The organism is Amycolatopsis pigmentata, assembly GCF_042684065.1.
Taxonomy (GTDB): domain Bacteria; phylum Actinomycetota; class Actinomycetes; order Mycobacteriales; family Pseudonocardiaceae; genus Amycolatopsis_E; species Amycolatopsis_E pigmentata.
This window is the reverse complement of sequence record NZ_JBHUKR010000004.1, coordinates 73,322-89,537: the sequence shown is the minus strand read 5'-3', so window position 1 is coordinate 89,537 and position 16,216 is coordinate 73,322. Positions and strand designations below refer to the sequence as shown.

Below are 16,216 nucleotides of genomic sequence, written 5' to 3'. Positions count from 1 at the left end.
CGGGCCCACTTGCTGGGCATGCCCACCCCCCTACACCGCACGCTTCGGGACGGCCTCACCGTCTCGACGCGCCGATCACCAACCGTTGAGGTGCAACACCGAGTCCAGATCCACCCGAGGGCCGGGCCGGAAGTCGGTGCCCTTCGTGTAGGCGACCGGCAGCAGCACACCCTGGTGCACCTCCGGCGGGATGCCGAGCACTTCGGCGACTTCACGCTCGTAGGTCAGGTGCAGCGTCGTCCACGTGGTGCCCAGCCCGCGGGCCCGGAGCGCCAGTGCCAGGCTCCAGGCGGCCGGCAACAGCGAGCCCCACATCCCGGCCTGATTGCCGGCGGGCAGTTCACCCTCGATCGCGCCGATCACCAGCACCGGCACGTCGGCGAGCACCTCGCGCAGGTAGTCCGAACTCGACGCGAGCCGGGCCGTCGACGTGTCCGTCACCTGACGCGCGCCGCTGTAGGCCAGATGGGAGCGGCGGTAGTACTCCGCGACCTGGGCCTTGACCGCCGGATCGGTCAGCACGATCCAATGCCAGTGCTGACGGTTGCCGCCCGACGGTGCCTGCAGCGCCACTTCCAGTGCCTCACGGACGACCTCCAGCGGCACCGGCCGGTCCAGGTCGAGCCGCTTGCGCACCGCTCGCGTCGTGCTCAGCAACTGGTCCGGTGTCAACGGCAGCAGCTCGGTCATCGCGACTCCTTCTTGGGCACCATCGGCCGTGTCGGGGCAACGTCTCTTCCGGCGCAACCCGCCGAGACCGGCGCTTGTTCCCCTACTGCCTCCAGCGCCGCGGCACCGCTCCAGGTCGGCACTGGTGAGGCCGGACTGCTCGCCTGAACGAAATGCCCGGCTTTTCTTTGCTGCCAACGCTTTCGTCGCGAGTCCAATCGGGTTACCGCCGTTGACACCCGCTCACCGGAGTCCCTAACATCTGTTCAGTAATTCGCCAAACGGTCGTTCACCAAGTGGGAAGAAGGCCACATGACGGAGGTCTCCCCCGCCTTTCCCCTGCCGCGAGATGCGGGCTGTCCCTTCGATCCGCCGCCCGAACTGGCCCGGCTGCAGCGGGAGCAACCCGTCTCCCGGGTACGACTGTGGGACGGAAGCACTCCCTGGCTGGTCACACGGTATGACGATGTGCGAGCGGTGCTCGCGGGCACCCGGACGAGTTCGGACACCGAGCACCCCGGCTACCCGCACCCCACCCCCGGCATCGCCGCCCGGCGGCGACGGTTCAAGGCCTTCATCAACATGGACGACCCGGAGCACGCCGCCCGGCGGCGCCTGCTCACCGGCGACTTCCTGGTCAAGAAGATGGAGGCGCTGCGCCCCCGCATCCAGCGGATCGTGGACGAGAAGATCGACGATCTGCTCAGCCGGCCCCAACCGGCCGATCTGGTCAAGGCCTTCGCGCTTCCGGTGCCGTCGCTGGTCATCTGCGAACTCCTCGGCGTCCCCTACGCCGATCGTGCCTTCTTCCACCGCGTCAGCAAGAAGCTGATCTCCCGCGAGAGCACCGCGGAGGAGTCGCTCGCGGCGACCGAAGAACTGCTGGCCTATCTCGGCGAGCTCGTCGACAAGAAGAACAAGGAGCCCGGCGACGACCTGATCTCCCGGCTCACCGTGGGGCAGCTTCGCACCGGCGCGATGAGCCGAGAGGAGATCGCGGGGACGGCCCAGCTGTTGCTCGTGGCTGGGCACGAGACGACGGCGAACATGATCGCCCTTGGCACGGTCGCCCTTCTCCAGCACCCGGACCAACTGGCCGAAATCAGAGACACCGATTCCCCGGGCCTGATCGCCAACGCGGTCGAGGAGCTACTGCGCTACCTCACCATCACCCACTCCGGCCGCCGGCGCGTCGCGGTCGAGGACATCGAACTCGACGGGCGGCACATCCGGCCCGGGGACGGCATCGTCGCGGCGGGCGACATCGCGAACCGCGATCCCGCGGTGTTCCCGGATCCCGACCGGCTCGACATCCACCGCAAGGCGCGACACCATGTCGCCTTCGGTTACGGCGTCCACCAGTGCCTCGGCCAGCCGCTCGCGCGCGTCGAGCTCCAGGTGGTCTATGGCACGCTTTACCGGCGCATACCCACCCTCGCGCTGGCCGAGCCCGTGGAAAGCCTGAAATTCAAACACGACATGGTCGTCTACGGCGTCCACGAACTCCCGGTGACCTGGTGAGGCGGCCAAACCGGCGCCCTCGTTCCCCATTGACCAATCCGACCAAAAGTAGGCGGAGACCGACCGCGGCCAATCTGGCTGTATAGACCCGTTTCCGCCGTGGCTGTGGTCGCATTGGTAACGATCGGCACAGTATGGCGCCGGCAGTACGGCCTCCTCCGCCCGCACTGCCGACGATCAAAACGCTACGCGACGCGGCCGACCGCGTCGTGCGTACTTCTACTCAAAAGCACCCCCGCAATACCCCTCATCAAGGGGCGCCCACTTCGAGCCGACGATCTTCATGTCGCCCTGGGTCACCTCGCGCATCCTCTCGCCGGCGAGCATGTCGTGCGGGAAACCGAGTTCGATCGCGCCGGCCTCGTCGAGGCGAGCCAGTTGCGAGGCGGTGAAGTCGACGTCCAGCGCGCCCAAGTTGTCCTCCAGCTGCGCGGGGGTGCGCGCGCCGATGATCGATGCCGTCACGCCCGGGTTCCGGAGGGTCCAGGCCAGGCCGACCTGGGCGGGTGTGCGGCCCGACTCCGTGGCTACCTCCTTCACGACCTCAGCCACCGCGAGGTTGCGTTCGGTGAGCACGCCGACAGCGGCGTTGAAGTTCTTGCGGGTCCCGTCGCCGGCTCCCGCGTCCGCCACGGCCAGGTCGTCGCGGCTGTACTTGCCGGTGAGCACCCCGCCGGCCAGCGGCGAATAAGGGACCACTCCCAGCCCCATTTCGCGTGCCATGGGGATCAGGTCGCGCTCCCCGCCACGCTCGATCAGGTTGTATTCGATCTGCAACGCGACCAGCGGCGACCAGCCGCGCAGGTCGGCGATCGCCTGCATGCGCGAGATCTGCCAGGCCGGGACGTTCGACATCGCCACGTACAGGACCTTGCCCTGCCGGACCAGATCGTCCATACCACGCAGGATCTCCTCGACCGGTGTCGTGAAATCCCACACGTGCAGGTAAAGCAGATCGAGGTAGTCCGTGTTCAGGTGCCGCAGACTGGCTTCCACCGACGCGAACAGGCTTTTGCGGTGCGGGCCCCCGGAATTCGGATCGCCGGGCCGGCGCAGCGTCGTGTACTTCGTCGCCAGCACCAGGCTTTCGCGGTTGTCGCGGGTGAATTCGCCCAGCATGCGCTCGGAACTGCCATTGGTGTAGGTGTTGGCGGTGTCGATGAAGTTGCCGCCGCGCTCGACGTAGAGGTCGAACAACTTGCGCGCATCGTCCTGCTCGGCGCCCCAGCCCCAGTCGGTGCCGAAGGTCGCCGCGCCCAGCGCCAGCGGGGAGACCCGCAGCCCGGAGCGGCCCAGCAGCCGGTAGGTGTCGAGGGTGAGCGGCATCGTGTCCTCCTGTGCTCGTGATCCGTTGCCGAAACCGAAGTCTGTGCCCGCCGCGAGGGAGCGTTAAGGGAAGGAACTTCCTGGGAAAGCCGGTCCTACCCTGGCGGTAGGATCGAAACGATGACCCGCACCGTGGACGCGACACAGGAAATGGCGGCGTTCCTGAGGTCCCGGCGTGAACGCCTGGATCCGCGGGATTTCGGCCTGCCACCGGGTCGGCGGTCCCGGCGCACCCCGGGGTTGCGCCGCGAAGAGGTCGCCGAACTGGCCGGGGTCAGCATCGACTACATCGTGCGGCTGGAACAGGCTCGCGGGCTGCGGCCTTCGGTGGACGTGGTGGAGGCGCTGGCTCGTGCGCTGCGCCTGTCCCCCGGCGAACGCGCCTACCTCTACGATCTGGCCAAGCAGCGCCCTCGCAACACCGACAAACTCGCCACCGCCGCGGCGCCGCCGCTGGCCCGCCTGGTCGCCGACCTCTCGCCGCTGCCGGCCATGCTGATGAACCACCGCTACGACATTCTGGCCTGGAACGGCGAAATGGCGAGGCTGCTCCTCGATTTCGACACCCTGCCGCCGTCGCAGCGCAATTCGATGTGGCTGTGCCTGATGCATCCGAAGATGCGGGAGTTCTATGCCGACCGCGAACGCGTCGTGCGGGAGGGGATCGCCCACCTGCGCGCCGCGTGGGCCGCGCATCCGGAGGATCGCGCGTTGACCGACCTCATCGCCGAATTCATCACTCGTGACGAGGAATTCGCGCGGCTGTGGGCCGAACGGGACGTCAAGGTCAACGGACGTGGGCACAAGGTGCTCCGGCATCCGGAAGCGGGCGTGATCACGGTGCAGTTCGAAGTGCTCATGCCGATCGAGGATCCGGACCAGCGGTTGCTGATCTACCGCGCCGCGGACGACGAGAGCCAGTCGGCCTTGGATCGGTTGTCCGCACGGTGATTCCGGGCCATCACGGGACCCCGGCGAGCCGCAGCAGGGCGGCGGCCGCGGCGGCCGTGACGACGACCACGGCGAACGGTGCCTTCCGCCAGGCGAGTACGCCGCCGACCAGGACACCGGCGGGACGGGCACAGCCGGCGAACTCGTGCCCTTCGGTCAGCGCGGTGACCGCGACGAGTGCGGCCAGCAGGACGACGGCGGAACGCGCCATCAACTTCTCGGCTTGGGGCGACACGGTGACCCGGGTCCGCAGGACCGGCCCGGCGAAGCGGAAGGCGAAGGTCCCGGCCGCGAGCACGCCGCTCGCGATGATCAACTCGATCCCGTCCATCAGCGCACTCCCTCGGACTCGGGTTCGACGGGTTCCTTCGTGGTCATCCCGGCCAGCACGCCGGCCAAGGCGAGCAGCACCGGCAGCCCGGCGGGGAGGAACGGTGTCGTGACCAGCGCGACGGCCACACCGGCGAACACCGGCAGCCGGGCCGCGCGGTCCCGCAGGGACGGCAGGACCAGCGCGAGCAGGACTGCGGGGAAAGCCGCGTCGAGGCCGAAGGCGCCGGTGTCACTGATCGCCGTCCCGGCATACGCCCCGGCGACGACGCCGGCGTTCCAGCACACGAACAGTCCGGTCCCGCAAGCCCAGTAGGCCGCGCGGCGGCGGCTCTCGTCGCGCTGGGACAGGGCGAACGCGACCGATTCGTCGACCATCAGGTGGCTGCCGGCGATCCTCGACGCCCATCGCTTGCCGAGGACGTCGCCGATCGCGAAACCGAACGGCAGATGCCGCGTGTTCGCCAGCAGGCCCGCCGCCACGGCGGCGATCGGACTGCCGCCCGCGGCGATGATGCCGACGAACATGAACTGCGAGGCGCCGGCGAAGACCAGGACCGAAAGCAGCATCGGGGCCCAGACCGGGAAACCGGAGCCCACCGCGATCGCGCCGTAGGAGATGCCCACGATGGCGTCGGCGAGGCAGACCAGTCCGATGTCACGGAGAAGATCCCGCCCCAGGACACGGGTACATGTTCGCCATATCGAACGCATAGTGCCTTACACTGAACGAGCACGCCCGTGTTTGTCAAGTCGAACAGAACGACCGATGGAGCGAACGCATGCCCCCGACCGCGTCCGGCGGCGCACCACTCGATGTCATCGCCGCGTCCCTGCGCCGCGAGCGTGCCCGCACCGGGCTGTCCCTCACCGAGGTCGCCAAACGCGCGGGCATCGCGAAATCCACCCTCTCCCAGCTTGAATCGGGGACCGGGAACCCCAGCGTCGAAACGATGTGGGCGCTGTGCGTGGCGCTCGATGTCCCGTTCTCCCGGCTCGTCGAACCGGAGCGGCCACGGATCCAGGTCATCCGCGCCGGCACCGGTCCGACGGTGTTCGCCGAACACGCCGACTACGCGGCCACGTTGCTCAGTTCGTGCCCGCCCGGAGCCCGGCGCGACGTGTACCTGGTTCGCGCCGAGCCCGGGAAGCCCCGGCTTTCGGACCCGCACATGAGCGGAATCGTCGAGCACATCGTCCTCAGCGCCGGCCGCGCCAAGGCCGGACCGCGAGAGGATCCGGTCGAACTGCTGCCCGGCGACTACATCTGCTACCCCGGCGACATCCCGCACATCTTCGAGGCCCTCGAACCGGGCACCTTCGGCGTCGAGATCGCGGAGTACACCTGACCCCTATGCGTTGGCGGCCACTTTCGCCTTGGCCTCGCGCACGCCTCGCAGTGCTTCCGTCCAGGCGATGACCTGGTCGAGCATGTCACGGACAGCGGCTTCGAGTCCTTCGGGCGGAGCGAAGGCGCCAGTGGTGAACGCGGCATGCAGGTCGATGGCGGGCTGGGCGCGGACCGTGGCCACCTGAAGCTCGGCGAGCACGAGCCGCAGCGCTTCGGCGGCCCGGACACCCGCCGCCCATCCGCCGTAGCTGACGATTCCGGCGGCCTTGTCGTTCCACTCCCGGTAGACGTAGTCCAGCGCGTTCTTGAGTGCGCCGGGGAACGAGTGGTTGTATTCCGGCACAACGAAAACGAAGCCGTCGAAACCGTCGATCACCTCCGACCAATCGCGGGTGTGCGCGTGCTCGTATTTCTGATGTGTCGGGTTCCCACCCTCGTCGAGGTTGCCAAGGCCGTGGTCGGCCAGGTCGATCAGTGCGAAGTCCGCGCCACCGTGGGAGCGCGCCGTGGCGAGCGCCCAGGAGGCGATCGACTCGCCCCGGCGTCCGGGTCGCGTGCTGCCGAGGATGATGCCGATGCGGAGAGCCATGGTGTCCTTCCCAATCAGTTGATACGTCAACTCTGCCACGATTGGGTTGATGCGTCAACTGTAGGCGGCCCGTATGATCTCCGGCATGGCGGAGACTCGTACGCTCGAACCCGGCGAGTGGGAGTTCTGGGACACCTGGATGCGCGCGCAGCGCCTGCTCACCCGGGAACTCGACCGCGGCCTGCAGCGCGAGTGCGGCATCTCGAAGGCCGAGTTCAGCGTGCTGGTGACACTGTGGCAGGCACCCGGTCACCAAATGCGAGTCGCCGAACTGAACGAGTCGCTCGACTGGGAAAAAAGCCGCGTCTCCCACCAACTGACCCGCATGGAAAACCGCGGCTTCGTGGCGCGGACCCAGTCCGGGGCCGCGGGCCGTCGCACCGCGATCGGCCTGACCGCCAACGGCCGCGACGCCGCCGAGAACGCGATCATCGAACACGCGGGCAATATCCGTCGCTACTTTCTCGATTCCCTCACTCCCCAGCAGGCCAGCGTCATCCGGACCTGGAGTGAACAGACGATCGAGCGCTTCGAAACCGCCGCCGACGCCGAGTAGATTCGCCCGCCGGAATCCGCTCCGACCGAGCAGTTCACGACGGGCCGAACGCTCGGCGATGTCGACCAGATCGCCCGTGGCTCAATGAAACCGCCGCCTGCCCCGGCGATCAGGATCCGGCCGGCGCCGTGCCGACGGGTGAACAACGGCGGCTCAGCCAGACCGAACACAACAACCAGGCTAGCTCAACCGCCGCGATGAAATCCCGATGAAACGACGATGGCAGATCATTCGTAGACGACGTAGGAGGGCGCCGGGGTCAGCGCCATCACCTCGTCCGGGCGCATCAACACCGAGCCGCCCCGGGTGTCTTCGTCGTAGAAGAGCTTGAAGCCGGCCGCGACGTGCGCCGGTTTGGTCCGCATCACGACGTTCCAGGTGTCGAGTTTGAGGTCGCGGCTGCCGATCCCGTCCACGATCTTGACCGGGTACACCCCGGAATGAGGTCGCAGATCGTCCTCCGAACGCACCACCGACGCGGCGACCTGATGGTAGGCCAGCATTTTCGTGGGCAGCGAGTGCCGGGCGACCAGTTCCGACAAATAGGAGGAGATGGCGTCGAGCTTCGAGCCGTCGATATGCCCATACGCCTGGCCCGGTTTGACGCCGGGATCCACTGCCCACTCCGGATCGAGCGCGATCCCGATGTCGGGCTGGGTCAGCCAATGCTCGTAGGCTCGCACCTCCTCGAGGAACTCTGCGTGCCCCGGCTGGATGTTCAGCAGCAGCATGCCCTGGAGCCGCCGGGCTTCGTCGAGGTACTGCTGCACCGTCGAGTCGTCGGCCCGCGTCCGGTACAACCCGTCGGAACCGGGAGAACCCTGCACCACGGTGGCGATCAACTCCACGACCGGCTGCGGATTTCCCGGGTAGGCCCCGAGTTGCCGTCGCAGCTCCGCACCGGCCGCGTCCAGGTCTCCGGTCATCCGGCCCAGCGCGGGGCTGCCCGGAGCGCCGCAGAACCCCACCCGGAACGGAGGAGGGGGCGGAACTTCGGGTGTCGTGGAGGTGGTCGGGGCCGGAGTCGCGTTGGCGCGTATTTGTTGCGGTGGCGGAGGAGGGGCAGGAGTGCGGCCGGCACACGCGCCGACCAGTCCGAGTACCGATGAAAGGAGGAGGGTCCGGCGTCCGATGCGGGCTTTCGAGGTCACTCACGCCTCCCAGCGCTGTCCGTCGGCAGTTCGTTTCCCTTACCCACCAACGGCAACCGCTACACCTCCTCGTGTTGACATCCACTCAATAAGAGCAACGGGCGCGTGGGGTGTCTGGGATACCAGACAAAACTCCTCCGCCGTGAGCCATCTCGACCGGAGACATGGGGTCGAATGGGCACATGATGATTTCGGGTCCGCTCAGCCGGGACCAGGTGGTGGCCGTGGCACGCGGCCAGGCGCGGGTGGAGCTCGCGGAGTCCGTGGTGAAGAACCTGACCGTGACGCGGCAGCATATCGACGCCCTGGCTCGCGCGGCCACACCGACCTACGGCGTGTCCACCGGATTCGGCGCACTGGCGATCAAGCATATTCCGCCGGAGGACCGGACCGCGCTGCAGCGTTCGCTGATCCGCTCGCACTCCGCGGGCGCCGGGCCCGTGGTCGAACCGGAGGTCACCCGTGCGCTGATGCTGTTGCGCCTTCGCACGCTGGCCGGTGGGCACACGGGAGTCCGGCCGGAGACCGCGACCACGCTGGCCGCTCTGTTGAACGAGGGCCTGGTGCCGGTGGTGCGCGAATACGGCTCGCTCGGCTGCTCCGGCGATCTCGCACCGCTCGCGGCGGTGGCGCTCGCCATGATGGGCGAGGGCGAGGTCATCGACGGCACCGGACGGCGGCTGCCCTCGGGGGAAGCCCTGCGGGAGGCGGGGATCGAGCCGATCGTGTTCGCCGAGAAGGAAGGGCTGGCGCTGACGAACGGCACCGACGGGATGCTCGGCATGCTGATCCTGGCCCTGGCCGACCTCGACCGCCTTCTCGCCACGGCGGACCTGACGGGGGCGATGAGCGTCGAGGCGCTGCTCGGTACGGATCGCGCGTTCGCCGCCGACCTTCAGGCGTTGCGCCCGCATCCGGGTCAGGCGGTCTCCGCGCGGCGAATGTTCACCGCGCTCGCGGGTTCCGGCATCGTCGCGAGTCATCGCGGCCCCGAAGACCTTCGCGTGCAGGACGCCTATTCGCTGCGGTGCGCGCCACAGGTGCACGGCGCGGCACGCGACACGGTCGGTTACGCGGAAGTGGTCGCGGATCGTGAACTCGCCGCGGCGATCGACAACCCGGTCGTGCTGGCGGACGGCCGAGTCGAATCCAACGGCAATTTCCACGGCGCGCCGATCGCTTACGTGCTGGACTTCCTGGCCATTCCGGTCGCCGATGTGGCCAGTATCGCCGAGCGGCGCACGGACCGGATGCTCGACGTCTCGCGCTCACACGGGTTGCCCCCGTTTCTGGCTCACGATCCCGGCGTCGACTCCGGCCACATGATCGCGCAGTACACGCAGGCCGCCGTCGTCAGTGAGCTCAAGCGGCTGGCCGTGCCCGCTTCGGTCGACTCCATTCCGAGCAGCGCGATGCAGGAGGACCACGTGTCGATGGGCTGGGCGGCGGGCCGCAAGCTGCGCCGGGCCGTCGACGGGTTGACCACGGTGCTGGCGATCGAACTGCTGACCGCGGCCCGCGCCCTCGACTTCCGGGCGCCGCTGCGGCCGTCGCCGGTCACCGGCGCGATCCGGGACCTGGTAAGGGAACGAGTCGGCGGACCGGGGCCGGACCGGCACCTGGCGCCGGAGATCGAAGCCGTGGAAGAGCTTGTGTCATCGGGTGCGATTCTGGAGGTGTCACCATGACCGTGCGGGCGGCTCGCGGATCGGCGCTGACCGCGAAGAACTGGCAGGCCGAAGCCGCGTTGAGGATGCTCCACAACAACCTCGATCCGGAGGTCGCCGAGCGGCCGGAGGATCTGGTGGTCTACGGCGGCACGGGAAAGGCCGCACGGGACTGGGCCAGCTTCCACGCGATCACCCGGTGCCTGACCACTTTGGACAGTGACGAGACGTTGCTGGTCCAGTCCGGCAAACCGGTGGGCGTGTTCCGCACGCACGAGTGGGCGCCCCGGGTCCTGCTGGCCAACTCGAACCTGGTCGGAGACTGGGCGAACTGGCCCGAATTCCGGAAACTGGAGCGAGCCGGGTTGATGATGTACGGGCAGATGACCGCCGGTTCGTGGATCTACATCGGCTCGCAGGGCATTCTGCAGGGCACGTACGAAACGTTCGCCGCCGTGGCGGCCAAGCGGTTCGGGGGTTCGCTCAAGGGCACGCTGACCCTGACGGCCGGTCTCGGCGGAATGGGCGGTGCGCAACCGCTGGCGGTCACGATGAACGGAGGCGTGGCGCTGGTGGTCGAGTGCGACCCGGCCCGCGCCCGCCGCCGGCTGGAGACTCGCTACCTCGACGAACTGGCCTCCGATCTCGATGACGCGGTCGTCCGGGTGACCGAGGCGAAGAGGGACGGGAAAGCCCTGTCGGTCGGCGTGATCGGCAACGCGGCCGAAGTGCTGCCGGAGTTGCTTCGGCGGGGGCTCGAAGCGGACATCGTCACCGATCAGACGTCGGCGCACGAGCCACTGGCGTATCTCCCGGTCGGCGTGCCGGTCGACGACTGGCACGACTACGCGGCCGCCAAACCCGAGGAGTTCACCGAACGGGCGCGGGAATCGATGGCCAAGCATGTCGATGCGATGCTCGGGTTTCTCGACGCGGGAGCGGAGGTCTTCGACTACGGCAACGCACTGCGCGGCGAGGCGAAACTCGGTGGCTGCGAGCGGGCCTTCGACTACCCCGGCTTCGTCCCCGCCTACATCCGGCCGCTGTTCTGCGAGGGCAAGGGACCGTTCCGCTGGGCCGCGCTGTCCGGCGACCCGGGCGACATCGCGGCGACCGACCGGGCGATCCTGGATCTGTTCCCGCACAACGATTCCCTGGCCCGCTGGATCCGGCTGGCCGGTGAGCGCGTCGCCTTCCAAGGGCTTCCGGCGAGGATCTGCTGGCTCGGCTACGGCGAGCGGCACCTGGCGGGGTCGCGGTTCAACGAGATGGTTTCCAGCGGCGAACTCCAAGCGCCCGTTGTGATCGGGCGGGACCATCTCGACGCGGGCAGCGTCGCATCGCCCTACCGGGAGACCGAGGCGATGGCGGACGGATCCGACGCGATCGCCGACTGGCCGCTGCTCAACGCGCTGGTCAATACCGCTTCCGGGGCGAGCTGGGTGTCGATCCACCATGGTGGCGGGGTCGGCATGGGGCGGTCGATCCATGCCGGGCAGGTGTGCGTGGCGGACGGCACGCCGTTGGCCGGGCAGAAGATCGAGCGGGTGCTGACCAACGACCCCGGGATGGGAGTGATCCGGCACGTCGACGCGGGATACGAGCGAGCGGCCCGGATCGGGGCGGACCACGGTCTCCGGATTCCGATGCGGGAAGGCTCGTGAGCGCGGTGGCTTTGCTCCGCGAGATCGCCGATGTCGGGCGGGATCGACGGCGTGGAGGCTATTCGCGGCACGCGTTCGACGGAGCCGACGCGGAGTTGCGGACGTGGTTCGTGGAGCAGGCCGAGCGGCGTGCGCTGAGCGTGGAGACCGACCGGAACGGCAATATCTGGGCGTGGTGGGGTATGCCGGGGCCGGGCGCGGTCGTGACCGGAAGTCACCTCGACTCGGTGCCGGGCGGCGGCGCGTTCGACGGTCCGCTCGGAGTGGTCAGCGCGTTGCACGCGATGGAAACCCTGCACACCGAAGGATTTCGCCCCACACGGCCGCTGGCGGTGGTGATGTTCGCCGAGGAAGAGGGCGGCCGCTTCGGGGTGCCGTGCCTCGGCTCCCGGCTCCTCACCGGTTCGCTCGACGCCGATCAGGCGCGCGCGCTGCGCGGCCCTGACGGTGTGACGCTCGCGGAGGCCGCGTCGCGGTCCGGACTGGACCCGGCCCGTTTCGGACGGGACGTGCCCGCGCTGTCCAGAATCGGCACGTTCGTCGAACTGCACGTCGAGCAGGGCCGGGGGCTGATCGACCTCGACTCGCCGGTCGCGGTCGGGAGCACGGTGATCCCGCACGGCCGGTGGCGGTTTTCGTTCCGTGGACAGGGAAATCACGCGGGCGCGACGCTGATGGAAGGCCGGCGCGACCCGATGCTGCCCGCCGCCTCCCTGGTCACCACCGCCCGCCGGATCGCGTCCGGGGTGGCCGGTGCTCGCGCGACCGTCGGCAGGCTCGTCCCGCGGCCGGGTGGTACGAACGTGATCGCGTCCACAGTGGACGTCTGGCTGGACGCGCGGGTCACCGGTGACGACCGGACCAGGTCGATGGTCGACGCCATCGCGGACGCCGCGCGGCAGGCCGCGTCCGAGGAAGGCTGCGAGGTGACGATCGCCGAGGAGTCCTACGCCGGCGGGGTCACCTTCGATCCCGTGCTCAGGAAACGACTGGCCGGGCTGCTTCCAGAGGTGCCCGAACTGCCGACCGGAGCAGGGCACGACGCCGCCATCCTCGCCGAGCACGTTCCCGCGAGCATGCTCTACGTGCGGAACCCGACCGGAATCAGCCACGCCCCCGAGGAATTCGCCGAGGACGCCGATGTCGAACACGGCGCCCGAGCCTTGACCGAAGTGCTCAGGAACTTCTCGACATGACGGATTACTGGTGTGAGCATGCCTGGCTTCCGGACGGGGTCGCCGATGACGTGCGCCTATCGGTCTCCGAGGGCGTTCTGGTGTCCGTGACCAAGGACGCGCCCCGGACCGGGACCATCCTCGAAGGACTTGTCGTACCCGGTTTCGCCAACGGTCATTCGCATGCCTTTCACCGAGCGCTGAGAGGCAGGACGCATCACGAGCGTGGCACGTTCTGGACGTGGCGGGAGCGCATGTACGCACTGGCCGCGAAACTCGACCCGGATTCGTACTACCGGCTTGCTCGCGGCGTCTACGCCGAGATGGTGCTGGCCGGGTACACGAGCGTAGGTGAATTCCACTACGTGCACCACACGCCCGACGGGACGCCCTACGCCGATCCGAACGAGATGAGCCACGCGCTCGTCCGTGCCGCCGACGAAGCCGGGATCAGGCTGACCGTCCTCGACGCGTGTTACCTGACGGGCGGCTTCGGTCGCGAACTCGACGATGTGCAGCGCCGGTTCGCCGACGCGGATGCCGAAGCGTGGGCCGCCCGGGTGGAATCCTTTACCCCGGAAGGAGCCCGGGTCGGTGCCGCGGTCCATTCGGTCCGCGCGGTGCCGTTCGATCAGCTCGCGGTCGTGGCCGAGTGGGCCGGGCCACTGCACGTCCATCTTTCCGAGCAGCAGGCGGAAAACGCCGAATGCCTCCGCCGCCACGGGCGGACGCCGGCCGCATTGCTCGATGACGCTGGAGTACTCGGCCCCAGGACCGTCGCCGTGCACGCGACCCACCTCACGCCGGACGATGTCCGGCTGCTCGCGCGGACCGGTACGCGCGTCTGCTTCTGCCCGACGACGGAACGGGATCTCGGTGACGGCATCGGCCCCGCGCGAGTACTGGCTGACGAGGGCGTCGGACTTTGCCTCGGCAGCGACAGTCACGCCGTGATCGACGCCTTCGAGGAAGCCCGCGCGTTGGAGCTGGACGACCGCCTGGCCGCCGAAGAACGCGGCCGGTTCGCGGTGCCGGAGCTCCTGACGACGGCGACCGAACACGACGCGATCGGCTGGGGCGAGGCAGGCAGGATCGCCCCAGGGGCCGCCGCGGACCTGGTCGTCGTCGACCTCGGTTCCGTGCGGACGGCCGGAACCGAGCCTGCCGGGGCGCTGTTCGCCGCCACCGCGGCCGACGTGACGGACGTGCTGATCGGCGGCCGATGGGTCGTACGGGACCGTGCACACCAGCTGATCGAGACGCCGGAAGCGTTGCTGGGCAAGGAAATCGAGGCGTTGTGGCGATCCTGATCACCGGCATCGGCGAGCTGACCACGAACGATCCGGAGCTGGGCAGGCGCCGGGAAGCGGCGCTCGTGCTCGACGGCGAGCGGATCGCCTGGGTCGGTTCCGCTTCGGCCCCGCCCGCTGCCGACGAGCGGGTGGACGTCGGAGGGCGGGCCGTGTTGCCGGGCTGGGTGGACAGCCACACGCACCTTGTCTTCGCCGGTGACCGCACCGCCGAGTTCGAGGCGCGGATGTCGGGCAACCCTTACACCGCAGGGGGAATCGCCGTCACGGTGGAGGCGACCCGGGCGGCGACGGACACCGAACTGGCGGCGAACCTTTCCCGGCTGGTCGCCGAAGCCGTGCGGCAGGGAACGACCTGCCTGGAGACCAAGACCGGCTACGGGCTGACCGTGTCCGACGAGGTCAGATCGGCGCGGATCGCCGCCGAGGCCGTCGACGAAGTCACCTTCCTCGGCGCGCACGTGGTTCCCCCTGGCGTGGACGGAGAGCGATACGTGGATCTGGTGAGCGGCGAGATGCTCGCCGCGGTCGCGGACTCCGTGCGCTGGGTGGACGTGTTCTGTGAACAGGGCGCCTTCGACGAAGCGCGGTCCGAGCGGGTGTTACGGGCGGCGCTCGGGGCCGGACTCGGCGTGCGGGTGCACGGAAACCAGCTCGGCCCCGGGCCCGGCGTTCAGCTGGCGGTCCGTCTCGGCGCGGCCAGTGTGGACCACTGCACCCATCTGACCGACCAGGACCTGGAAGCGCTTTCTGGTTCGGACACCGTCGCGACCCTTTTGCCCGCCTGCGACCTGTCGACACGCCACCCGCTCGCGCCTGCCCGGCGGCTGCTCGACGCCGGAGCGGTGATCGCCTTGGCGTCCAACGCGAACCCGGGTAGCTCGTACACCACCTCGATGGCCTTCTGTGTGACGACAGCGGTATTGCAGATGGGGCTGTCGGTCGAGGAAGCCGTATGGGCCGCGACCGCCGGCGGCGCTCGGGCCCTGCGGCGTGAGGATGTCGGCGTGATCCGCGTAGGCGCCCGGGCCGACGTTCACGTCCTCGACGCGCCAGGGATCACCCACCTGGCCTACCGTCCCGGCGTCCCGCTGACCTGGGCAGTGTGGCGTCGAGGAGTCAAAATGACATGATGACCGAAATTCCCGCGCTGCGGAGAGGGCTCGCGGTGTTGCGGCTGCTTGCCGAGCACGCGGGACCGGTCTCCGCCGCGACCATCACGCGTGAACTCACCATTCCCCGGTCCACGACCTACCACCTCCTCGCGGAACTGTCGGCCGCCGGTTTCGTGACCTACCTGCCCGGCGAGCGCCGCTACGGGCTGGGGATCGCGGCGGTCGAACTCGGCTCGGCCTCCCTGCGCCGCGTACCCCTCGAACGGCTCGCCGGGCCGATCCTGCGACAGCTGGTCGACGACCAGCAGCACACCGCGCACCTCGGCGTGCTGCACGGCAACGAGCTGCTTTACCTGATCAAGGAGCGGCCGCGCCGTCCGGAGACCGTGGTCACCGAGGCCGGGGTCCGCCTTCCGGCACACCTGACGGCGTCGGGACGCGCGATGCTGGCCCGGTTGCCGAAGGCACAGGTGCGGGTGCTCTTTCCCGGCAGGGAAGACTTCGTGCGCCGCACCGGGCGGGGGCCGCGCTACCTCACCGAGTTGCGCCAGGTTCTCTCCGCCGAGACCCGCACCGGCTGGGCGGTGGAGGACGGTTTCATCACCCGGGACTTCGCCTCGGTCGCCTATCCGGTCGTCGACCACTCCGGCCACCCGATCGCGGCGGTCAGCATGACGTTCCGGCACGAGTGCCCGGGCGACCGCCCGTGCGGGGAGACCTGGCCGCGACGCGCGGCCGCCGTCCGCGAGGTCGCGCGTGAGCTCACCCAACGGCTGCGCGGCCGCGACGGCTGAGCCCGATCGCGCGCCCGGGACGGGTATGCTCGCGGTCCGAAGAGGAG

At 69.1% G+C, this 16,216-nt stretch carries 16 protein-coding genes; 10 read left to right on the top strand and 6 right to left on the bottom strand.

The genetic code is table 11. The features are described 5' to 3' along the window. Positions 1-75: 75 nt before the first annotated feature. Positions 76-690: a nitroreductase family protein gene (locus ACFSXZ_RS02125; protein WP_378260632.1), complete on the bottom strand. Its 615-nt coding sequence runs from the start codon at positions 688-690 to the stop codon at positions 76-78. Between the two features lie 291 nt (positions 691-981). Here ACFSXZ_RS02125 and ACFSXZ_RS02120 point away from each other — a divergent pair, with 291 nt between their 5' ends. Then, positions 982-2,190 carry a cytochrome P450 gene (locus ACFSXZ_RS02120; protein WP_378260630.1) on the top strand — a complete coding sequence of 403 codons (1,209 nt, stop codon included), beginning with the start codon at positions 982-984 and terminating at the stop codon, positions 2,188-2,190. A 219-nt stretch (positions 2,191-2,409) separates the two neighbouring features. Here the strand turns inward: ACFSXZ_RS02120 and ACFSXZ_RS02115 are convergent, their stop codons facing one another. After that, complete coding sequence (locus ACFSXZ_RS02115) at positions 2,410-3,516, bottom strand: aldo/keto reductase (protein ID WP_378260628.1); 1,107 nt, start codon at positions 3,514-3,516, stop codon at positions 2,410-2,412. A gap of 120 nt (positions 3,517-3,636) precedes the next feature. Here ACFSXZ_RS02115 and ACFSXZ_RS02110 point away from each other — a divergent pair, with 120 nt between their 5' ends. Continuing rightward, positions 3,637-4,467: a helix-turn-helix transcriptional regulator gene (locus ACFSXZ_RS02110; RefSeq protein ID WP_378260626.1), complete on the top strand. Its 831-nt coding sequence runs from the start codon at positions 3,637-3,639 to the stop codon at positions 4,465-4,467. A 10-nt stretch (positions 4,468-4,477) separates the two neighbouring features. Here ACFSXZ_RS02110 and ACFSXZ_RS02105 read toward each other — a convergent pair whose 3' ends face one another. Both ACFSXZ_RS02105 and ACFSXZ_RS02100 read right to left on the bottom strand, forming a co-directional pair. Further along, complete coding sequence (locus tag ACFSXZ_RS02105) at positions 4,478-4,798, bottom strand: AzlD domain-containing protein (RefSeq protein ID WP_378260624.1); 321 nt, start codon at positions 4,796-4,798, stop codon at positions 4,478-4,480. Continuing rightward, positions 4,798-5,511: an AzlC family ABC transporter permease gene (locus ACFSXZ_RS02100; protein WP_378260622.1), complete on the bottom strand. Its 714-nt coding sequence runs from the start codon at positions 5,509-5,511 to the stop codon at positions 4,798-4,800. The genes ACFSXZ_RS02105 and ACFSXZ_RS02100 overlap by 1 nt, the downstream gene beginning before the upstream one ends. 68 nt (positions 5,512-5,579) lie before the next feature. Between ACFSXZ_RS02100 and ACFSXZ_RS02095 the strand changes: the two genes are divergently transcribed. Further along, positions 5,580-6,146: a helix-turn-helix domain-containing protein gene (locus ACFSXZ_RS02095; RefSeq protein ID WP_378260620.1), complete on the top strand. Its 567-nt coding sequence runs from the start codon at positions 5,580-5,582 to the stop codon at positions 6,144-6,146. Between the two features lie 3 nt (positions 6,147-6,149). On the opposite strand, the gene ACFSXZ_RS02090 is transcribed toward ACFSXZ_RS02095, so the two are convergent. Then, positions 6,150-6,737, bottom strand: a complete 588-nt coding sequence (locus tag ACFSXZ_RS02090; RefSeq protein WP_378260618.1) for an NADPH-dependent FMN reductase — start codon at positions 6,735-6,737, stop codon at positions 6,150-6,152. A gap of 85 nt (positions 6,738-6,822) precedes the next feature. Here ACFSXZ_RS02090 and ACFSXZ_RS02085 point away from each other — a divergent pair, with 85 nt between their 5' ends. Beyond that, positions 6,823-7,293, top strand: coding sequence for a MarR family winged helix-turn-helix transcriptional regulator (locus ACFSXZ_RS02085; protein WP_378260616.1), 471 nt, complete (start codon positions 6,823-6,825; stop codon positions 7,291-7,293). A gap of 227 nt (positions 7,294-7,520) precedes the next feature. Here the strand turns inward: ACFSXZ_RS02085 and ACFSXZ_RS02080 are convergent, their stop codons facing one another. Then, positions 7,521-8,219 carry a hypothetical protein gene (locus ACFSXZ_RS02080; protein WP_378260614.1) on the bottom strand — a complete coding sequence of 233 codons (699 nt, stop codon included), beginning with the start codon at positions 8,217-8,219 and terminating at the stop codon, positions 7,521-7,523. A 407-nt stretch (positions 8,220-8,626) separates the two neighbouring features. Here ACFSXZ_RS02080 and hutH point away from each other — a divergent pair, with 407 nt between their 5' ends. The 6 genes from hutH to ACFSXZ_RS02050 are packed head-to-tail and all read left to right on the top strand — an operon-like array spanning position 8,627 to position 16,169. Further along, a complete protein-coding gene (gene hutH / locus ACFSXZ_RS02075) occupies positions 8,627-10,132 on the top strand; it encodes a histidine ammonia-lyase (protein ID WP_378260612.1) in 1,506 nt (501 codons plus the stop codon). Continuing rightward, positions 10,129-11,775 (top strand): urocanate hydratase, encoded by a 1,647-nt coding sequence (gene hutU, locus ACFSXZ_RS02070; protein WP_378260610.1) that lies wholly within the window; start codon positions 10,129-10,131, stop codon positions 11,773-11,775. The genes hutH and hutU overlap by 4 nt, the downstream gene beginning before the upstream one ends. Next, positions 11,772-12,971 carry an allantoate amidohydrolase gene (locus tag ACFSXZ_RS02065; RefSeq protein ID WP_378260608.1) on the top strand — a complete coding sequence of 400 codons (1,200 nt, stop codon included), beginning with the start codon at positions 11,772-11,774 and terminating at the stop codon, positions 12,969-12,971. Before hutU ends, ACFSXZ_RS02065 begins: the two co-directional genes overlap by 4 nt. After that, positions 12,968-14,260, top strand: coding sequence for a formimidoylglutamate deiminase (locus tag ACFSXZ_RS02060; RefSeq protein WP_378260606.1), 1,293 nt, complete (start codon positions 12,968-12,970; stop codon positions 14,258-14,260). The genes ACFSXZ_RS02065 and ACFSXZ_RS02060 overlap by 4 nt, the downstream gene beginning before the upstream one ends. Then, positions 14,248-15,393, top strand: coding sequence for an imidazolonepropionase (gene hutI / locus ACFSXZ_RS02055; protein ID WP_378260604.1), 1,146 nt, complete (start codon positions 14,248-14,250; stop codon positions 15,391-15,393). The genes ACFSXZ_RS02060 and hutI overlap by 13 nt, the downstream gene beginning before the upstream one ends. Further along, entirely contained in the window at positions 15,390-16,169 is a 780-nt protein-coding gene (locus ACFSXZ_RS02050) for an IclR family transcriptional regulator (protein WP_378260602.1), read from the top strand. Before hutI ends, ACFSXZ_RS02050 begins: the two co-directional genes overlap by 4 nt. The last annotated feature ends 47 nt before the right edge of the window (positions 16,170-16,216 follow it).